Source organism: Paenibacillus sp. QJM3NY_38, assembly GCF_056173265.1.
Map to the genome: position 1 here is coordinate 1,719,021 of NZ_CM149665.1, position 17,157 is coordinate 1,736,177.

At 51.4% G+C, this 17,157-nt stretch carries 20 protein-coding genes; 17 read left to right on the plus strand and 3 right to left on the minus strand.

Annotated elements, in window-relative coordinates; translation table 11 throughout:
* From AC0VZ8_RS07480 to AC0VZ8_RS07555, 16 genes are all read left to right on the plus strand, one after another.
* Positions 1–936, plus strand: a complete 936-nt coding sequence (locus tag AC0VZ8_RS07480; RefSeq protein WP_475486531.1) for a glycosyltransferase family 2 protein — start codon at positions 1–3, stop codon at positions 934–936.
* Positions 933–1,694: a glycosyltransferase family 2 protein gene (locus tag AC0VZ8_RS07485; RefSeq protein WP_071223483.1), complete on the plus strand. Its 762-nt coding sequence runs from the start codon at positions 933–935 to the stop codon at positions 1,692–1,694. Before AC0VZ8_RS07480 ends, AC0VZ8_RS07485 begins: the two co-directional genes overlap by 4 nt.
* Entirely contained in the window at positions 1,691–2,422 is a 732-nt protein-coding gene (locus AC0VZ8_RS07490) for a sugar phosphate nucleotidyltransferase (protein ID WP_194541426.1), read from the plus strand. The genes AC0VZ8_RS07485 and AC0VZ8_RS07490 overlap by 4 nt, the downstream gene beginning before the upstream one ends.
* A complete protein-coding gene (locus AC0VZ8_RS07495) occupies positions 2,419–3,150 on the plus strand; it encodes a glycosyltransferase family A protein (RefSeq protein ID WP_475486532.1) in 732 nt (243 codons plus the stop codon). The genes AC0VZ8_RS07490 and AC0VZ8_RS07495 overlap by 4 nt, the downstream gene beginning before the upstream one ends.
* 71 nt (positions 3,151–3,221) lie before the next feature.
* Positions 3,222–3,512 (plus strand): nucleoside-diphosphate sugar epimerase, encoded by a 291-nt coding sequence (locus tag AC0VZ8_RS07500; protein WP_071223480.1) that lies wholly within the window; start codon positions 3,222–3,224, stop codon positions 3,510–3,512.
* A 32-nt stretch (positions 3,513–3,544) separates the two neighbouring features.
* Positions 3,545–3,856, plus strand: coding sequence for an alpha-helical endospore appendage domain-containing protein (locus AC0VZ8_RS07505; RefSeq protein ID WP_233354786.1), 312 nt, complete (start codon positions 3,545–3,547; stop codon positions 3,854–3,856).
* Complete coding sequence (locus AC0VZ8_RS07510) at positions 3,856–4,170, plus strand: hypothetical protein (protein WP_071223479.1); 315 nt, start codon at positions 3,856–3,858, stop codon at positions 4,168–4,170. Before AC0VZ8_RS07505 ends, AC0VZ8_RS07510 begins: the two co-directional genes overlap by 1 nt.
* Positions 4,171–4,177: 7 nt before the next feature.
* Entirely contained in the window at positions 4,178–4,486 is a 309-nt protein-coding gene (locus tag AC0VZ8_RS07515; protein WP_074961975.1) for a hypothetical protein, read from the plus strand.
* 203 nt (positions 4,487–4,689) lie between these two features.
* Entirely contained in the window at positions 4,690–5,781 is a 1,092-nt protein-coding gene (locus AC0VZ8_RS07520; protein ID WP_475486533.1) for a CgeB family protein, read from the plus strand.
* A 49-nt stretch (positions 5,782–5,830) separates the two neighbouring features.
* A complete protein-coding gene (locus tag AC0VZ8_RS07525; RefSeq protein ID WP_071223476.1) occupies positions 5,831–6,955 on the plus strand; it encodes a CgeB family protein in 1,125 nt (374 codons plus the stop codon).
* A 149-nt stretch (positions 6,956–7,104) separates the two neighbouring features.
* On the plus strand, positions 7,105–8,505 hold the full coding sequence (locus tag AC0VZ8_RS07530; protein WP_260066923.1) for a glycosyltransferase family 4 protein: 1,401 nt from the start codon (positions 7,105–7,107) through the stop codon (positions 8,503–8,505).
* 150 nt (positions 8,506–8,655) lie between these two features.
* The gene (gene wecB / locus AC0VZ8_RS07535; RefSeq protein ID WP_475486534.1) at positions 8,656–9,750 is read left to right on the plus strand and encodes a non-hydrolyzing UDP-N-acetylglucosamine 2-epimerase; all 1,095 of its coding nucleotides are present in this window, start codon (positions 8,656–8,658) and stop codon (positions 9,748–9,750) included.
* Entirely contained in the window at positions 9,740–10,726 is a 987-nt protein-coding gene (locus AC0VZ8_RS07540; protein ID WP_475486535.1) for a polysaccharide biosynthesis protein, read from the plus strand. Before wecB ends, AC0VZ8_RS07540 begins: the two co-directional genes overlap by 11 nt.
* Entirely contained in the window at positions 10,723–11,655 is a 933-nt protein-coding gene (locus AC0VZ8_RS07545; protein ID WP_475486536.1) for an SDR family oxidoreductase, read from the plus strand. The genes AC0VZ8_RS07540 and AC0VZ8_RS07545 overlap by 4 nt, the downstream gene beginning before the upstream one ends.
* Positions 11,567–12,490 (plus strand): NAD-dependent epimerase/dehydratase family protein, encoded by a 924-nt coding sequence (locus tag AC0VZ8_RS07550; protein WP_475487658.1) that lies wholly within the window; start codon positions 11,567–11,569, stop codon positions 12,488–12,490. Before AC0VZ8_RS07545 ends, AC0VZ8_RS07550 begins: the two co-directional genes overlap by 89 nt.
* 176 nt (positions 12,491–12,666) lie before the next feature.
* A complete protein-coding gene (locus AC0VZ8_RS07555; protein WP_071223470.1) occupies positions 12,667–13,707 on the plus strand; it encodes a YhcN/YlaJ family sporulation lipoprotein in 1,041 nt (346 codons plus the stop codon).
* A gap of 97 nt (positions 13,708–13,804) precedes the next feature.
* On the opposite strand, the gene nagA is transcribed toward AC0VZ8_RS07555, so the two are convergent.
* The 3 genes from nagA to AC0VZ8_RS07570 are packed head-to-tail and all read right to left on the minus strand — an operon-like array spanning position 13,805 to position 16,596.
* Entirely contained in the window at positions 13,805–14,992 is a 1,188-nt protein-coding gene (nagA, locus tag AC0VZ8_RS07560; protein WP_475486537.1) for an N-acetylglucosamine-6-phosphate deacetylase, read from the minus strand.
* A complete protein-coding gene (nagB, locus tag AC0VZ8_RS07565; protein ID WP_071223468.1) occupies positions 14,989–15,717 on the minus strand; it encodes a glucosamine-6-phosphate deaminase in 729 nt (242 codons plus the stop codon). The genes nagA and nagB overlap by 4 nt, the downstream gene beginning before the upstream one ends.
* 3 nt (positions 15,718–15,720) lie before the next feature.
* Positions 15,721–16,596 carry a MurR/RpiR family transcriptional regulator gene (locus AC0VZ8_RS07570; RefSeq protein WP_475486538.1) on the minus strand — a complete coding sequence of 292 codons (876 nt, stop codon included), beginning with the start codon at positions 16,594–16,596 and terminating at the stop codon, positions 15,721–15,723.
* 290 nt (positions 16,597–16,886) lie between these two features.
* On the opposite strand from AC0VZ8_RS07570, the gene AC0VZ8_RS07575 reads away from it, so the two are divergent.
* On the plus strand, positions 16,887–17,111 hold the full coding sequence (locus AC0VZ8_RS07575) for a helix-turn-helix domain-containing protein (protein WP_475486539.1): 225 nt from the start codon (positions 16,887–16,889) through the stop codon (positions 17,109–17,111).
* Positions 17,112–17,157: the final 46 nt, after the last annotated feature.

A 17,157-nucleotide genomic window follows, 5' to 3' on the forward strand; every position in this document is an offset into this window, starting at 1 on the left:
ATGTCCGGGAGAAGACGAGGAGCCGCCTCCAAAAGGGATGCATCCATGGCCTTGGGTCAATGGCTGGCTTCCAGCGGAATCCCCCAGCACCAGCTCTGTCACGTCCTGCCGGGGGTAGCGGAAGCGTTCCGACGAGGATACGCCAGAGGGTCCAGGCAGTCGATTCCGGCACCGCTGCTGCCGCCTCTGAACGGGCGTGCTTCCGTTATCGTGACCGCCTGCAACGAAGCGGGTTCCATTCCGATGGTGCTGCGAGAGCTAAAGCGGCTTCCATTGCATGAAATCATCGTTGTCGAGAATGGGAGCCATGATCATACGTACGCGGCAGCGCGTGCATTTGAAGGGGTTACGGTGATCCACATTCCCGAGCGGCTGGGGCATGATGTGGCCCGTGCCTTGGGAGCGAAGATGAGCACCGGGGACATCGTTCTGTTCATGGACGGGGATATGCCGGTGCCTGCGGAGAAGCTGAGTTCCTATCTGGTTGCGGCAGATCGCGGAGTGGATGTGGCATTGAATGATATCATGCCATTGCTGCCGGAATTTGGCCGCCAAGATGAAGTTACCCGCTGCAAAACATTTCTCAACCGCATGCTGGGACGTGACGATCTGGAGGCCAATTCGCTAACAGCTGTTCCCCATGCGATGACAAGGCAGGCGCTGGAGAGTATCGGTTATGCAAATCTTTCAGTCCCTCCCAGAGCCCAGACATTGGCCATAAGACAGGGGCTTCGGATTGAAGCGGTGCAGACCGTGGATGTTTTGAGCGTAAACCGGCGAAGGAAGACGAATCGCGGCAAGGACAATCCAGTGGCAAAGCTGATCATTGGCGATCATATCGAAGCCCTGGGAGATACGATGAAAAACCTTGGCGGGCGCCTTCAATGGGGACAGGTGTCACGGACGGAATTAGCCTTACGGAGGAACAGCCTATGAGCGGACTAACGAGTATTATTATTCCCACGTATAACGGACTGCATCTGCTCCGTACCTGTGTGGAGCATATCCGGGCATATACCGATGTCCCCTACGAGATTATTGTGGTGGACAATGGCTCACGGGATGGAACCGGTGAATATTGTGTACGGGAAGGGCTTTTGCTTGTCTCGTTGCCAGAAAACACCGGCTTCCCCATCGCGTGTAACCATGGACTTCGGTTGGCCTTGGGAGATCAATTATTGCTGCTGAACAATGATGTTTTTGTTTCGCCGCGGTGGCTGACGTTATTGCAAGAAGCGTTATACAGCCAGGAGGAGATCGGGGTCGTGGGGCCTGTAACGAATTACGCAAGCGGTATCCAGCAGGTAAAGGTAGGTTATACGGACAGAGCAGGCTACATCCAGGAGGCAGAACGCTGGAATGTACCGAATGCGGCGCTGTGGCACGAAGTGAATCGTATCGTGGGGTTATGCTATTTGTTTAAGCGCACGGTTATGGATCGGGTGGGATACCTGGATGAGATGTTCTCGCCCGGACACTATGAGGATGATGATTACTGCTATCGCGCTCGCCTTGCAGGGTTCAAGTTGGTGGTGGCAGGGAATGTGCTGGTGCACCATGAAGGGAGTGCAAGCTTCCGAACCCGGTTCCCGAGCGGATTCCAGGAGTTGATTGAACGAAACCGGAGACGGTTTGTAGAGAAGTGGAATGTAGACCCATTACAATTCATCGAGGAGAGAGGTGACGCATCATGAAGGGCGTATTGCTGGCAGGGGGGAACGGCACCCGACTACTTCCGCTGACGAAATATATGAATAAGCACCTGCTTCCGGTAGGAAAGCATCCGATGATTGCATATGGAATCCACAAGCTGCATCAGGCGGGCATCGATGACATTTTATTGATTACCGGCTCCAAATCGGTTGGCCTGTACGCCGAATATTTGGAGAACGGACGGAGCTTTGGTGTCAATTTGACCTATAAGGTGCAGGAGCAGGCAGGCGGAATTGCGGAGGCGTTGGAGCTGGCGAAAGGATTTATACCTCACGGTGAAAAATTCGTTGTTCTGCTGGGGGATAACCTGTTTCAGGATGATTTAAAGCCGTTCATTCAGCATTATGTACAGCAGCCTTCCGGTACGGCTATGGTACTGCTTAGTCCTACGGATAGCCCCCATCGGTATGGCGTACCTGTATTTGCGGAGGATGGCAGCGGGAAATTGCTTTTCATTGAGGAAAAACCCGTAAATCCCCGGAGCCGTCATGCGGTGACGGGAATATATATGTATGACCATAGCGTATTTGACATCATCAGCCGAATCAGTCCGTCAGAACGAGGGGAATTGGAGATTACCGATGTCAACAATCTGTATGCAGCCAACGGGACATTAATGTATGACATCCTGCAGCAGTGGTGGTGCGATGCCGGCACTTTTGAATCGTTGCAGGAGGCGGCTGTGCATATGAAGGATGAATTGCCATGAAAAAACGGCGTGCAGTTCGGGCTGCAGGCCATACCGGAGAGCAGCGAGATGGGGGAGTATCGGGCGAGCATTACCGAGCCGGTTATGAGGCCGGTTATGCTCTCGGGCTAAGGCTTGGTCAGAAGGACAGGGGCAGCGTGTTCGAAGGAACGAGCATTATTATCCCTGCGGATTCTCAGCATGATGCAGCGGTTCAAGTCATACAGCATATTGAGACAATGACTCCCCATCTCTATGAGGTGCTTGTTGCCGATGCTGGCGCCACAGCGAATACGAGGCGGTATATTCATGATCGAAGAGGAGTCGTGCGTCACATCAAGGGGAATAGCGGAGATCATCTAGCCGCCGTTGTGAATAAGGCGATTTCTGCTTCACTTGGCGAGTATATCGTCATATTGGCCAACGATCCTCCACATATGGATAACTGGCTTGGGGTTCTGATGTGCGAGTTTGAGCGTGAACCTGGTGTAAAAATGGTCTACGCCAGTTCTGCAGTAACGGATTTAGGAGCTGCATTAGTGGATGAGGAGAAGTCAGCTATGCCGAGTTCCTCGTCCAGTCCATTGAGCTGTTTGCTGTTCAGACGTTCGCTCCCGGCAGAGATCGGAATGTGGACGGAAGAGATCCTTTCCGCGGAAGATCATATGCACAGATGGCTTGAACGGATACCCGCGGAACAAAGATTACAGATAGAGGCATCATCGCTATTTGCAAGCGGGAAGATATGATTTGATTGTTGCACGGAGAATCCGTTTTCCGCATATGCTGAACTGATAGAAGAGTGAAGGGGAGTACCGACGTGGAGAGCAAAATCGATGATATGATAGCGCATCTTTCGCATTCTCAACAGCAGCTGGCCCGGATTTTGGAAGCTCAGCGCCATGCTGCTGTTCGCATGGCTCAAATTATACATTCTCTTCCTGAATATGAATTTCAGCTTGCAGAAGGACCGAAATCATCAGGAGGACAGACGACCCAGATCAATCGCAGCATCGTGTCTTATTTGAATGCCATGGCGGATCTGCAGCAAACCGCAGCAGATAGCCTGGAGATCGTGTTAAAGGAAATGAGAGACCAAGAGGAAGAATAACCCGGTAATCTTACCGGATGACAGAGGCGGGAATGCAGGTGAGCAAAGAAGAGTCTTTGATGCGAATGCTGGAAGCAGCCGTAGCCATTCAGCGCGAGACCTCTCTGATCTTGGAAGGGAAGGCTGTCGAAGCTGAAAAAGTTCGCGAGTGGGTGCTTTCGCAGGATCCCTCTACCGGCGGATTGAAGGATTCGCTGGTGATGCATGAGCAAATCGTGGAGCAGATTGAAGGACTGACCCGAATCGGATCAGGGCTCTGCCGGAATCTGCGTGTGGCTTTAGGTACCGATGATCAGGCGTCAAGCGGAGGTTTTGATGAATTTGATTTTGGAGATTCGGATTGATGATTACACGCACCCACCGGGAACATGAAGCAAGGGTAGCCATGATATCATCTATCGCCAGAAGCCAGGAGGCATTGGCCGGCATTTTGGAGAATATCGCCGAAGTCTCGGCCCATTCCGACGTGACAGCGAAAAGGCTTGCTGAGAATATCCGGCTATTAACCGGTTACCAGTCAGTTATGACGGAGATGCTGACAGGCATACCGCGGAACCGAACGAAACGGGGGTCTCCTTCTTCCCCATGGCTTGCAGCCGGAAGGATTGCAAGCCATGGTACAGCAGACCAGGAACAAACCACGCACTTGGGAGGTTAATGACAGGATGAAAGTAAAAATAAAGGGCTTGCGAAAGAGCGGACGTGCACGCCGTGCCGGCAGCAAGAGATTGTCCTTGGCAGTAAGACGCTTAAAGATTGTTAAAGGTGCAAGACGGCGTCGTGGCGGAAACTTGAGTTTGCGTAAACGCCGCGGGATTCGAGGCCGCTATCGTTTACGAAGAGGAGGGCGCGTTTTCTATCCCGCCTCATCCCAGGCGTATAACCAAGGTTATAGTCAGGCATATGACGAAGGATTTAAATCGGGATTTGCGAAGGGTTATGAAGACGGGCAAATCCCTCCTGCACCTGTATGAAGGCGGACAGGGCGGCTCTCACGGAAGGTTTCGAATCCGTGAAGGACCGCTCTTTTTTTATTTTCACTTGCCGTTTCCAAGGGGGCGATACGTAAGGGCATACGCCAAATTCCCGGTTCAAGGGACAATCGTCCATGATGCATTCGTCCTCTTGGCATATAGTTATATGAACCTTTGTAAATCCCATAAGAGACAGGGTGAAGATGGTGAGCTTATCGTTTTTTACAGGTCAGAAGGAGGGCTACCAGGCAGGTTACAGTGAAGGTTACCGTTTGGGGGGGTGCCGTGCGCTGATGGAACGTATTCCAGTCGAGCCCTCGCCATATTTCAATCTGAAAATTCTGTATGTCCCTCAAGGATTTGAGTCCATTGATGAAGGGGTAGTCAAGGGACTTGGCCGAATCGTTCGGGAATGTATCGTGGTGACGCCGGAACAAGTGGTGGAGGTAGCGCTGCAGCAAAAGCCGGATATCATTCTGGTGATGAACGGCTTGCACGTATTTCCGGAGGGGTTTCGCCATTCGATGAATCAGCTCCGGAACCTCGGCTTCCGGACGGCCATTTGGTTTGTGGATGATCCTTATTTTACGGAGGAGACGCCGGGATTGGCACAGCACTTTGATGTTGTGTTCACGCACGAGCTGAGCTGTGTTTCATTGTATCAAAGCGTCGGGGTGAAGGAAGTGTATTATCTTCCGCTAGGCGTCCATCCGGAACTATTCACCCCTACGATGGCAGGGCCGGCATATCGTTCTGACATTTGTTTCATCGGTAACGCGTTCCGCAACCGTGCGGCACTGTTTGATGAATTAGCACCGTTCTTGAAAGGGAAGCAGGTTCGTATTATCGGAGGCTACTGGGAACGACTTACCCGTTATAAAGAACTCTCTCCGTTTGTGTACAGCGGCTTCATTCCGCCTGCTGAAACCGTGAAATTCTACAACGGCGCCAAAATTGTGATCAACCTGCACCGGCCCACACAAAGCGGTGACGATAACCGCAACAGCCTGAATTATCCGGGACGTTCGATCAACCCGCGCACCTTTGAGATCAATGCTTGCGGTACGCTGCAGATCACGGATATCCGTGAGGATCTGAGCCAGTATTATACGCCAGGAATCGACATCGAAACCTTTGGCTCCGTTCCGGAATTGAAACATAAGATTTCCTATTATCTCTCTCAAGAGGATCAGCGCAGAAGTATAGCGCAGCGGGCGCTTCAGACAACGATGACAAGACATACGTATGTTCACCGACTGCCGGAACTTCTGACTTTGATCGAAGCCAATCGATAAGACGGACTTTGTTTTTCGTTCAAGCAAATATCAGGGAGGAGCGAAGCGGATGGCTAGAAGTTTAGTTACAGGACCACGTCGGTCCGCCGTATCCGATGCATACGGGCAAGGCAGGAATGCCGGTCTTCAAGCGGGATACGATGAAGGGTACTTCCGGGGGAAATCACAAGGCATCGTCAACCGGATTGTATACACCCCGCCTGTGCGGGATATCCATGTCTTGTTTGTCAGCTCGGGAAAAGGATTTCCCTATTCGCCGATTGACGAGGCGATTATTGGCACGCTGCATGGCATGGTACGTCAGCTTTCGCTGACGGATGCGAAGCAGGATGTAGCAGCGGAAGCAAGCCGCACCAGGCCGGATCTGGTGCTGGTGCTGGACGGCATGTATCTTCCTGTGGAACAGATGGATGCCGTTCGGGCCATGGGGATTCGGACAGCCGTATGGATGACCGACGATCCGTATTATACCGATATGACCATAGGCTGGGTTCATCACTATGATTATGTGTTTACGCTGGAGTTTAACTGTGTGGCTCATTATCAGAACTTGGGCTGCGCTCAGGTTCATTATTTGCCATTCGCTGCATTTCCCGGCCATTATCGTCCGATCGTCAAACCTGGAGCGGCAACCCGCGATATCAGTTTTGTCGGTACAGCCTACCCGAAGCGGATTCAGTTCTTTGAGCCCATTATGGATCAACTGATGGCGCACCGTACATTTATTAACGGAAATTGGTGGGAACGGTTCCCTGGGTATGGGCGATATAACAACCGAATCGAGGTCAACAAGTGGATGGGCCCCGCGGAAACGGCAGACGTATACAACAGTGCCAAGATTATCATCAATCTGCACCGTGCGGTAGATGACGACGACATTAATCAAAATAGAGGTCATATTCCTGCGGCTTCCCCAAACCCTCGTACGTTTGAGATCAGTGCCTGCGGTACGCTTCAACTCTGTGATGAGCGCGCGGATCTGGCACGCTTTTACACGCCGGGTGTGGAGATTGAGACATACCGATCGCCTGGTGAACTGCTGGAGAAGATTGAGTATTACCTTACGAATGACCAACTGCGTAAAGATATCGCCCATCGTGCGCTGGAGAGAACGTTTCAGGAGCATACCTATGCACATCGGCTGAACACGATGTTCTCGGTCATCTTCCCTTGATCGATATTCAGAAATAGATGAATGTTGGGGGAACAAGCGTCGTTGCGGTATCTTTGTCTCCCTAATATATTGTACCAACTGGGTGAAAAGGAGGTGGATCGCATCCGGTACTGCGAGAATCACGGTTACTGAAGATGCGGACGATACCGATGGCCCTTAAACCGAAAATGTTGATTTTTTCACACGTATCCAATCCTTCAAGCATTACGGGAGCGGAAAAGCTGCTTCTGTTCTTCTGCGGGCAGTTAGCTCCATACTTCGATTGTGTTCTGGTTGCACCGAATGAAGGCCGGTTGACCATGCTGGCCAGACAATCCGGGATTATGGTCAAAATCTACAAAATCCCATTGCTCCACAGTATCTATACACCTGGTGCCCATCTTATAAACGAAGCGGAAAAGTTAATGACAACACCTGTATTCCGTGCCTTGACAAAATGGATAGCAAATGAAGGACCTCAGGTGATCCTTACCAATACCTGCGTGCATTTTATGCCGGCGGCTGCCGGAAAACGACTCGGGATTCCCGTGCTGTGGCAGCTGACAGAAAAAATTACGGATAACGGGTATGCCCATTTCTCCACTTCGTTAATCCATCAGTACAGCAGTTGGGTCATCAGTATTTCCGAATCGGTAGCCGAGAGCTTCCCGCCGGAAGTGAGGCAGTCGAAGATGACGGTTCTTCCTCCATCCTGGAGCGAGTCTGACATTCAGCCGGAAGCATGGCCGGGATGGAGGGCCTCCTACCGGGAGAAGCTTGGGATCACATCGAACAGACCCGTAATTGGAATGATCTCGTCGTTTCTGATCGAGAGCAAAGGGGTCCATCATTTTATCGACATGGCGCTTTCGCTCAAGGATGCCTATCCGGACGCGGTCTTCCTCATTGTTGGCAGCGTGCTGGACCTGGACTATGAGAGGCTGTGCCGCGATCGAATTGCTTGGTCCGGAGCTCAGCACCGATTCATATTCGCCGGTACCCAGGATGATATCACACAGGTGTACTGTGCACTCGATGTTGTTGTTGTACCGAGTGTAGTACCGGAGGGATTCGGGTTGACGGCACTGGAGGGCCTGATGTACGGAAAACCGGTTGTTGCCTATGCCTCAGGAGGACTCCAGGAAGTGTTGACAGCTGCCGGCTGTCCGCATCTGCTAGCCGACCCAGGAAGTACGGCCTCTCTGGTGGAGAAAGTAAGGTCCATACTGGATCAGCCGGATCAGGGAGTTTCCTTGGGAATGCAGAACCGGATGCAAGCACAGGCTGTTTATGGTCCTGCGATGTACCAGGTACGAGTGAACGAAATGGTTTCCCGGTGGATGAATGAGCATCCTGAGTGGTTCCAGGCGACGGCAAGAACGGCGAAGCACCGGGCTGCTCCGACGAGACGGCATAAACAACGTAAGCGGATCCGGAAGAAACGCGGAAAAGCCGGACTGCGCCGAATAATCCCTCGCACGAGAACCAGAAGAACAGAAGGAAAACCGACCAGGCGACGGGCATCAAAGCCTAGACAACGCAGAACGTCCGCAAGGCGACGGAAGGCATAAGACGAGAGGAAAGGCAGAGCGGTCCTCAGGCTGAGACATTGAAAAGCAGGTATGCATCCACTCTGCCTCCTCATGAATACGGGAAGAATGGTCGTGCTGCGGAAAGATCGCCTTCGGATCTGTGATTAACTTGGCAAGGGAGAATCCGATATGAAAGTCATGACAATCTTGGGTACGAGGCCCGAAATTATCCGATTAAGCTTGATCATTCCTCTATTAGACCAGTATGCAACGAGGCATGTGCTCGTGCATACAGGGCAAAATTTCACGAATACCTTAAGCGGGGTGTTCTTCTCGGAGATGGGGCTCCGCAGTCCGGATTACGTCCTTCAGGACCGTCAGGCAACGCTCGGAGGCCAGCTGTCGGTCATGTTCAGCCGTATGGAAGAAATCTTGGAGCAGGAGAAGCCCGATACCGTTCTGCTGCTAGGCGATACAAACAGCGCGCTTTGCGCTGTGCTGGCTGAGCGTCTGGGGTATCCCGTGGTGCATATGGAAGCGGGGAACCGCTGCTTTGATCTTGATGTGCCTGAAGAGAAGAACCGCAAAGTCATTGATGCGGTATCCTCCATCAATATGCCTTATACGAACTACAGCAAGAATCATCTGCTTCGCGAGGGTGTGCCGAGTCAGCGTATCGTTCTGACAGGGAACCCGATCTATGAAGTCATGAAGCATTATGAAACTCGGGTCAATCAAAGCCGGATCATGGAGCAGCTGTCCTTGTCGCCTCAGCAATATTTTCTGGTCACGATACACCGCTCCGAGAATGTGGATCGACCTGAGAATTTAAAGGAAATTTTAAATGGGTTAAACGCGGTTGCGGAAACGTTCGGACACCGGCTCATATGCAGCCTTCATCCCCGGACGGCTTCGCGCCTTGAAGGGGCGAAGGAGGTTAGTCTCCATCCGCTCATTGAATTCCACGAGCCGTTTGGCTTTTTTGATTTTGTGAGGCTCGAGAAGGATGCGCTGTGTGCCATCACCGACAGCGGCACGGTACAAGAGGAATGCTGCATCATGCACGTACCCACAGTAACGGTTCGGCGGACGACGGAGCGACCGGAGACTGTGGATTGCGGAAGTAACATCGTATCCGGCTTGAGCGCCGACCGGATCCATGGAGCGGTCAAATTGATGACTCAATTGAGTCGCGACTGGAAGTGCCCGGACGGATACTTGGCGGACAATGTGTCGCGTACCGTCGTAAAATATGTGCTTGGAGGGAAAGTGAATGTTCACTAATCAACGGATTTTGGTGACTGGCGGCACAGGCTCTTGGGGACATGAACTGATCAGCCAGCTACTGCCGCTAAATCCTAAGCAGGTCATCGTCTATTCCAGAAGCGAGGCTACGCAAGTGGCCATGGACCGTGAGTTTGAAGATCCGAGACTCACTTTCCGAATTGGGGACATCCGCGACAAGGAAGCTCTTACGGCAGCCTGCCAGGATGTCGATTACGTCTTTCATCTTGCGGCGCTGAAACATGTACCTGTATGTGAGGAGCATCCCTATGAAGCTCTGAAAACCAATGTTGTAGGCACGCAGCATGTCATTGAAGCAGCCATTGAAAACCAAGTAAAAAAAGTGATATATATTTCAACGGATAAAGCTGCAAATCCATCCAACTTTTACGGCATGACCAAGGTGATTGGCGAAAAGCTGATTGTGTATGCTAATCTGTTGAGTAATCACACCAAATTTGTTTGCGTGCGGGGCGGCAATGTTCTCGGAACGAACGGGAGCGTCGTTCATGTATTCAAGAATCAGATTCGGCAAAAGGGACAGATCAGCATCACCGATCACAACATGACCCGTTTCTTCCTGACCTTGAAGGACGCGATCTCTTTGCTGTTCAAGGCGTCGATTGAAAGCATAGGCGGCGAAATCTTCGTTATGACGATGCCGACCTGCCGCATCGTGGATTTGGCGGAAGTGCTTATAGAGGCTTCCGGGCGAAACGACGTCACAGTGGTTGAAACCGGAATTCGACCGGGAGAGAAGATCCATGAAATACTCATGAGTGATTTTGAAAGCCAGACAACCGTTGTTTACGATGACGAGTATTTGGTCATATTACCGACTTTAGATATTCCTGATCTGAAGGAACGGTATCAGCACCTGCCCAAAGTGTCTTTCAACAGCTTCAGCTCGGAGCATCAATTGATGACGAAGGTCGAAATACGGGATATTCTGCGCCGCGGAGGATTCTTGCCATGAAGATGCTCATTCTCGGGGGAAATGGCATGGCGGGACATATGCTTGTACAGTACTTTCAGTTATCCGGCAAGCATCATGTCTTTTATACGACCCGGGACAGAAGCGATTCACAAGGCCTGGTGCTCGATGTAACCGATATGAGTGCTGTAGAGCATATCGTGAAGGCGGTTGGGCCCGATATCATCATCAACGCCGTAGGCGTCTTGAATCAACGAGCTGAGCAAGACAAGATAAACGCGTATCATATCAATGGATTTTTACCTCATCGGTTGCGGTATTTAGCGAATAGCATTTCGGCCAGACTTATTCATATCAGCACGGATTGCGTGTTTCTGGGGACCAAGGGAGGCTATCGGGAAGATGATCTTCCCGATGGTGTGACTTCCTATGCGTTAACCAAAGCGCTGGGCGAGGTCCAAGACCCGGATCACTTGACGATTCGAACCTCGATCATCGGACCTGAAATTCGGCAGAGCGGAATCGGCCTGTTTAACTGGTTTATGAAGCAGCGAGGCGAGGTCTCCGGCTACCGGGCTGTGCTATGGAACGGTGTTACAACGCTGGAGCTTGCCAAAGCGATCGAATTCTTCATGAACAAGGACGTGGGAGGTCTCATCCATCTCGGACACCCGAATCCGGTAAGCAAATATGAGTTGCTGCTGTTGTTCAAGGACATATGGGGGAAACACGATGTGGTTGTGGTTCCGACGGATGAGTTTGTTCAGGATCGGACGCTGCGCAGCACGCGACTCGATGCAACCTATCCATTCCCGGATTATGCTCAAATGTTAAAGGAGATGTATGAATGGCAGCAGAAAATTAACAAACAAAAAACTGCTGATCACAGGAGCCACAGGTTTTACCGGCTTACATGCTTGTGCTTATTTCGTCCGGCAGGGCTGTACGGTCGTTGCTGCCGGTCGAAATAAGAAAACGCTGGATTCGATACAAGGCGTCATTTCCGCCGAGTGTCACCTGGAGGACCGTGAACAGGTGAATGACCTTATTCAAACTAACCGTCCCGATTATATTTTACATTTAGCCGGAAAAAATTCAGCTTCGGAGTCGTGGAAGCATCCTGCTTCATATATGGAGAGTAATGTTATGGGCACCATTTATCTGCTTGAGGCTGTTCGGCAGCATTGTCCGGACAGTCGCATGGTGATGGTTGGATCCAGACTAAGCGTAGATCCCGCAAAAGGCGCGGCCGCGGTTCCTCATCCATACAGCCTTAGCAAAACCTTTGCCAGTTGGTCCGCAGCGGCCTGGCACAGCATGTTTAACCAGCATATCGTCCTTGCTGAGCCGTCCAATCTGATTGGCCCTGGAGAATCGACAGGATTCTGCACGCTGCTTGCCCGGTATATTGCAGGCTGTGAAGCGGGTAGGGGCCTGCCGCTATTCCGTATCAGTTCCCGATTCGAATCCAGGGACTTTCTGGACGTTCGGGATGCGGTAGCTGCATACGGCGTACTTCTGAAGAGCGGTTCTTCCGGCATGACGTATCCCATCGATTCAGGGAAAGAGCATACGCTTGGAGAGCTGGCTGAGCGCTTACTGAAGGAGACCGGGACGGCGGTGCCCATCGATTGGGGACCTGAATCCGCCTCGCTTTCATTGGATTCGTTAAATAAGGGGACCGGGGGGCAGCAAGGGGCCGGGCTCCTCAAAGCGCTGGGATGGAGCCCGCAATACGTCCTGGAGCAATCGCTTGCCGATATTATGGATGACGCCAGAATACAGGTGCAGTCCTCCACTTCATAAGTAAATTGAAATAAAACGCCGATGGATGTTCGTGATCTAATCGGTGTTTTTTTGTCCATAAAATTAGGCTTGATCATCAGTAATCTTCCATGTTAAAACCTTTCAGAATACCACTTCTGCCGCAAGGTCATCCTATACGATGTTAATACACTCATTATAGAGATGGAGGATGAATCATGATTAAATCCAAGGCCCTCAACCTGACCGTCTCCACGGCATTGCTGCTGAGTATGGCTGCAGTAGCAGGATGCGGTAACGCCAACGACGGCAACACGACACGCACGAACAATGTGGACAATGGCCGTATCGGTGTGAATTCCGTACGGAACAACCAGAACGTCCGCAGCACGCAGCAGCATGACCTGACCAACCTGAAATACAGCAAAACGCTGTCGAGAAAAGTTTCGGATATCAGTGGTTTAGGTACAGCCCATGTATTCGTGACAAACCGCAATGCGTATGTATCGCTGTCCCGGGATGGCATGAACACGAACAACATCAACGGTCGTGTGACGGGTATGAGCACTGGAGCTAATCGTGCCACTGACCGTACGCTGACGGGCACGAACACCACGAATGTCAGAAACCGTACCTTCGGTACCTCAGGTACAGGCAGCGTTGGACTCCTGCAAGGAATGGCAAACGACACAAGACGTGCTGTGGACAATACGACAGGTCTTGGAACAGGTTTAGGCCGTAATGCCGATAACCGCGGCTTCGGTGTAAACGGAACGACAACCAATGGCGGATTTGGCGGCAGCAATTATAATACGTTAAACGGAACACGCACGAATGGACTGATGGGTACTAACGGAACGAACGGTACGACAAATGACACTCATATGGGAACAGGCATCAATGGCGTTCCTTATGGCACTTACAACAACAATAATATGGGTATCATGAGCAACAATCGTGAAGAGGTTCCTCAACATGTACGTCAGGAGATTACGAGCAAAATTCGCAAGACCGCTCCGCATATCAGTCAAGTATATGTTTCCACAGATGAGGATTTTTATCAGCATGCCAATCGTTTTGGAACTGACGGTAATGCAGCGAACACGGTTGGAACGCTTACGCGCGATTTCGGCACCTGGATTAACCGTGTGTTCCCACTGAACCTTGGCGGTCGTGACGGCATGAACGATACCCGCGGCAACCTGATGAAGAATGATACGGATGACGGTTGGTTTGGCGGTAATCGGAACAGCCGGTAAAACCTCTATACCAAAAGGAGCTGCTCTTTAGGAATGAAATCATCCCTAAAAAGGCAGCTCCTTTGCTATGTCTGCTATAAGTAATAATCAATCAGGATTAATGTTTGCGTTGTCCTTGAATCCAGACGCCTTGAAGCTCCAGATCACTTGAAAGCATCAGCACATCGGCAAGCTTGCCGGCTTCAAGAGAGCCTGTAAGATCTGCGATGCCGATCTTTGCGGCGGGATTAAGACTTCCAACGCGGGAAGCCTGCTCAATGCTTAACCCAACCTCTCGGACCAACAGCTGAAAGCCTTTGATCATCGTCAGCGTACTGCCAGCCAGGCTGTCTCGGTTGCTCTTGAGCGTGGCGATGCCGTTCTCGACAACAACCGGCAGGTCACCAATCGTATATTCGCCGTCAGCCATACCGGTAGCGGACATCGCGTCGGTAATCAGAATCAGATTTCCTTCTTGCTTCATGCGTGACAGAATCCGAATGGCTGCGGGGTGGACATGGATACCGTCAGCGATAATCTCGCAGCTTAAGCGATCATCACTGAGCATCGCGCCCACCACGCCAGGCTTGCGGTGGTGCAATCCTGTCATCGCATTGAACGTATGCACGCCATGGCTAAGACCTGCTTCAACGGCGGCTTCGACTTCCTCATAGGTGGCATCTGTATGCCCCAAGGCGGCTACGATCCCGTGGGTGTTCAGCCAAGAGATAGCCTCTAGTGCTCCCTCGCGCTCGGGTGCGAGCGTCACCTGGCGGACCAGGCCAGGGTAAGTGGATACCCACTCTTCCAGCCAATCGATATTAGCGTGAACGATATGCTCCGGATTTTGTGCGCCGGGCCATTTCGGGCTGATAAAAGGGCCTTCCAGATGTACGCCCACCAGTCTCGTGTAAGGCATGCCTTGGCTCTGGTAGTCGTTAACTTCTTGCAGCACATGGTCGATGGCTGCCTTAGGGGCCGTCATCGTGGTAGCAAGCATGGCCGTTGTTCCCTGGGAGCTGTGGAACGACGTGATTTTATCCAGGACATCCTTGGAGGCATCCATGAAATCTTCACCGTTACCCCCATGTACGTGGATATCAATAAAACCGGGAATAATGTACCCATCCGGTTGATGGATCACTTCCGCTGCGGCCTGCTTCAGATCGGCAGGGAGCCCGGAAGCATCACCGGCGTAGGAGATGCTCTCACCTTGAATCGCCAGCACGCCATCTTCGCAGATGCCGTTTGGCGTCAGGACTTGACCATACAGCAATTGGACAGATTCTTTTCGTTCGCCGCTCATACCAGCAGTCTCCCTGCACCTTGATCCAAAAGGACAACCACATTCGGATGACATTGAAGCAGCGATGCCGGACATTCTGTGGTAATCGGTCCTTTCAATGCACGGTGAACAATTTCCGCTTTATCCTCACCACGGACGAGGAGAAGAATTTGCCGGGCTTTCAAGATCGTGGCAACGCCCATCGTAATCGCATGGGTTGGAACATCATCCAGGGTAGGGAAGAATCTTGCATTGGCGTTGCGTGTTTTCTCTTGCAGCTCAACCACATGCGTACCCCCACTCAAGGCTTCGCCAGGTTCGTTAAAACCGATGTGTCCGTTATGTCCAAGGCCGAGAAGCTGGAGATCAACCGGGCCGAATTCTTCCAACATTTTATCGTAATTCAGGCATTCTGCTTCCGGATCGGCAGCATTTCCGTTCGGCACATGGGTCCGTTCGATCTGGATGTCCACATGATTGAAGAACTTCTCATTCATGAAAGTGCGGTAGCTCTCGGGATGGTTCTCGGGAAGGCCTACATATTCGTCCAGATTATATGTTGTGGTCTGGGCGAAGCTGACCAGGCCCTGACGATTCATTTCAATCAGTTTGGCATAGAGCCCGACCGGTGTGCTTCCTGTAGCCAGTCCCAGCTTAGCGCGCGGATTGGTGTGAATCAGGCTGGAGATCAGGTTAGCGCCTGTTTGCACAAATTGTTCTTCATCGCGGAATGTGTAAATATTCATTGGTTATTGTCCTCCTCGGCTTTTGCGATAGTTTTGAACATTAAGATATGATTGCTCCAGACGGGGAACATACGTAGAGAAGTCCCGACTGGCCATACCCATGAACAGGATGTCAATAATGTGAAGCTGAGCGATACGCGAAGCCATGTCTCCCCGGCGCATTCCTTCCTCTAATGAAGATGAATACAGTGTGATGTCTGCCAGAGCGGAGATGGCGCTGCTTCGGTACGACGTGATGCTGATCGTGAAGGCGCCGGCGTCTTTGGCACAAGTCAACGCATCGATGGTCTCCGGTGTTTCGCCGGAGTATGAAACAGCAACGGCAACATCGCTTGAAGTCAGGGTAGAGGCTGATGTGATCTGCATATGCGAATCTGCGAAAGCCGTGCAGTTTTTGCCGATCCGGATCAGCTTCTGGTAGAAGTCCTGTGCCACAATGGAAGAGGTAGCCACTCCGTACAGATCAATGCGCTTCGCGTGGCATAGGGCATCCACGGCTCGCTCCAGCTGACCCAGATCGAGCAGTTCTGTCGTATCCCGTATCGAAGTCAGATGATTGGATTCAATCGCCTCGACGATGCCGGCAAGCGCGTTGCCGGCAACGATATCCTGATAGCGCGTATTTCCCGTGCGTGAGGCCATTTCGGCATGAGCGATCTCGGCGGCGAGCTTGAGCTTAAAATCAGGATACCCTTTACACTGAAAGTTCTTACAAAAACGGGTTACGGTGGCAGCGCTGACCTCACACTGCTCTGCAAGATCTTTAATGCCCATATGCACAATCTCGGATGGAGCTGTCAAAATAAACTCTGCGAGCCGTCGTTCCTGACGGGGCAGACTTTCCTTTTCGACAGAAATAATATGCAAGATTGGTGTCATCACAAGCCTCCTTCAAGGTTCCCGGTGAGCTTATTGCCTGGGCATAACGAATGGGATTCCAATTCTGAAAATAATTTTTATAAATATGAAAAAATAAAGAAAATTATTTTTACACCATCATCATAGACCAACCCTCGAGAGGAAGCAAGGACAAAAATCGCCAATACGGGCCAATCGCCCAAATTGTTCGCCTCTTTCGCACCTTCCCCCCTCATCTTACATAAGATGAGTTGACTGTATCCCTTACCCTTGTTAGACCACACATACCCGGGCAAGGAGGGGTGACACCATTGAAGGGGACCGACCATAACAGCAAGTTCTTGTTAACCCACCGTGAACGCGAAGTGTTTGAATTGCTAGTGCAGGACAAAACGACTCGCGATATCGCCGGGCAGTTGTTTATTAGCGAAAAGACGGTGCGTAACCACATCTCCAATGTCTTGCAGAAATTAAACGTCAAGGGCCGTTCGCAAGCTGTCGTTGAGTTGATAAAACTCGGTGAGTTGAAGATCTGACACCATGCCGGTTGCATGAACGAAAGCACAGCGAAAGCCTTCCTTC

Coding starts and splice junctions, on each gene's coding strand:
- AC0VZ8_RS07555 (WP_071223470.1), top strand. CDS start 12,667: ATGATTAAATCCAAGGCCCTCAACCTGACCGTCTCCACGGCATTGCTG.
- AC0VZ8_RS07485 (WP_071223483.1), top strand. CDS start 933: ATGAGCGGACTAACGAGTATTATTATTCCCACGTATAACGGACTGCAT.
- AC0VZ8_RS07490 (WP_194541426.1), top strand. CDS start 1,691: ATGAAGGGCGTATTGCTGGCAGGGGGGAACGGCACCCGACTACTTCCG.
- AC0VZ8_RS07530 (WP_260066923.1), top strand. CDS start 7,105: ATGGCCCTTAAACCGAAAATGTTGATTTTTTCACACGTATCCAATCCT.
- AC0VZ8_RS07570 (WP_475486538.1), bottom strand. CDS start 16,596: ATGACACCAATCTTGCATATTATTTCTGTCGAAAAGGAAAGTCTGCCC.
- AC0VZ8_RS07540 (WP_475486535.1), top strand. CDS start 9,740: ATGTTCACTAATCAACGGATTTTGGTGACTGGCGGCACAGGCTCTTGG.
- AC0VZ8_RS07480 (WP_475486531.1), top strand. CDS start 1: ATGTCCGGGAGAAGACGAGGAGCCGCCTCCAAAAGGGATGCATCCATG.
- AC0VZ8_RS07505 (WP_233354786.1), top strand. CDS start 3,545: ATGCAGGTGAGCAAAGAAGAGTCTTTGATGCGAATGCTGGAAGCAGCC.
- AC0VZ8_RS07510 (WP_071223479.1), top strand. CDS start 3,856: ATGATTACACGCACCCACCGGGAACATGAAGCAAGGGTAGCCATGATA.
- AC0VZ8_RS07545 (WP_475486536.1), top strand. CDS start 10,723: ATGAAGATGCTCATTCTCGGGGGAAATGGCATGGCGGGACATATGCTT.
- AC0VZ8_RS07520 (WP_475486533.1), top strand. CDS start 4,690: ATGGTGAGCTTATCGTTTTTTACAGGTCAGAAGGAGGGCTACCAGGCA.
- AC0VZ8_RS07515 (WP_074961975.1), top strand. CDS start 4,178: ATGAAAGTAAAAATAAAGGGCTTGCGAAAGAGCGGACGTGCACGCCGT.
- nagA (WP_475486537.1), bottom strand. CDS start 14,992: ATGAGCGGCGAACGAAAAGAATCTGTCCAATTGCTGTATGGTCAAGTC.
- wecB (WP_475486534.1), top strand. CDS start 8,656: ATGAAAGTCATGACAATCTTGGGTACGAGGCCCGAAATTATCCGATTA.
- AC0VZ8_RS07495 (WP_475486532.1), top strand. CDS start 2,419: ATGAAAAAACGGCGTGCAGTTCGGGCTGCAGGCCATACCGGAGAGCAG.
- AC0VZ8_RS07525 (WP_071223476.1), top strand. CDS start 5,831: ATGGCTAGAAGTTTAGTTACAGGACCACGTCGGTCCGCCGTATCCGAT.
- nagB (WP_071223468.1), bottom strand. CDS start 15,717: ATGAATATTTACACATTCCGCGATGAAGAACAATTTGTGCAAACAGGC.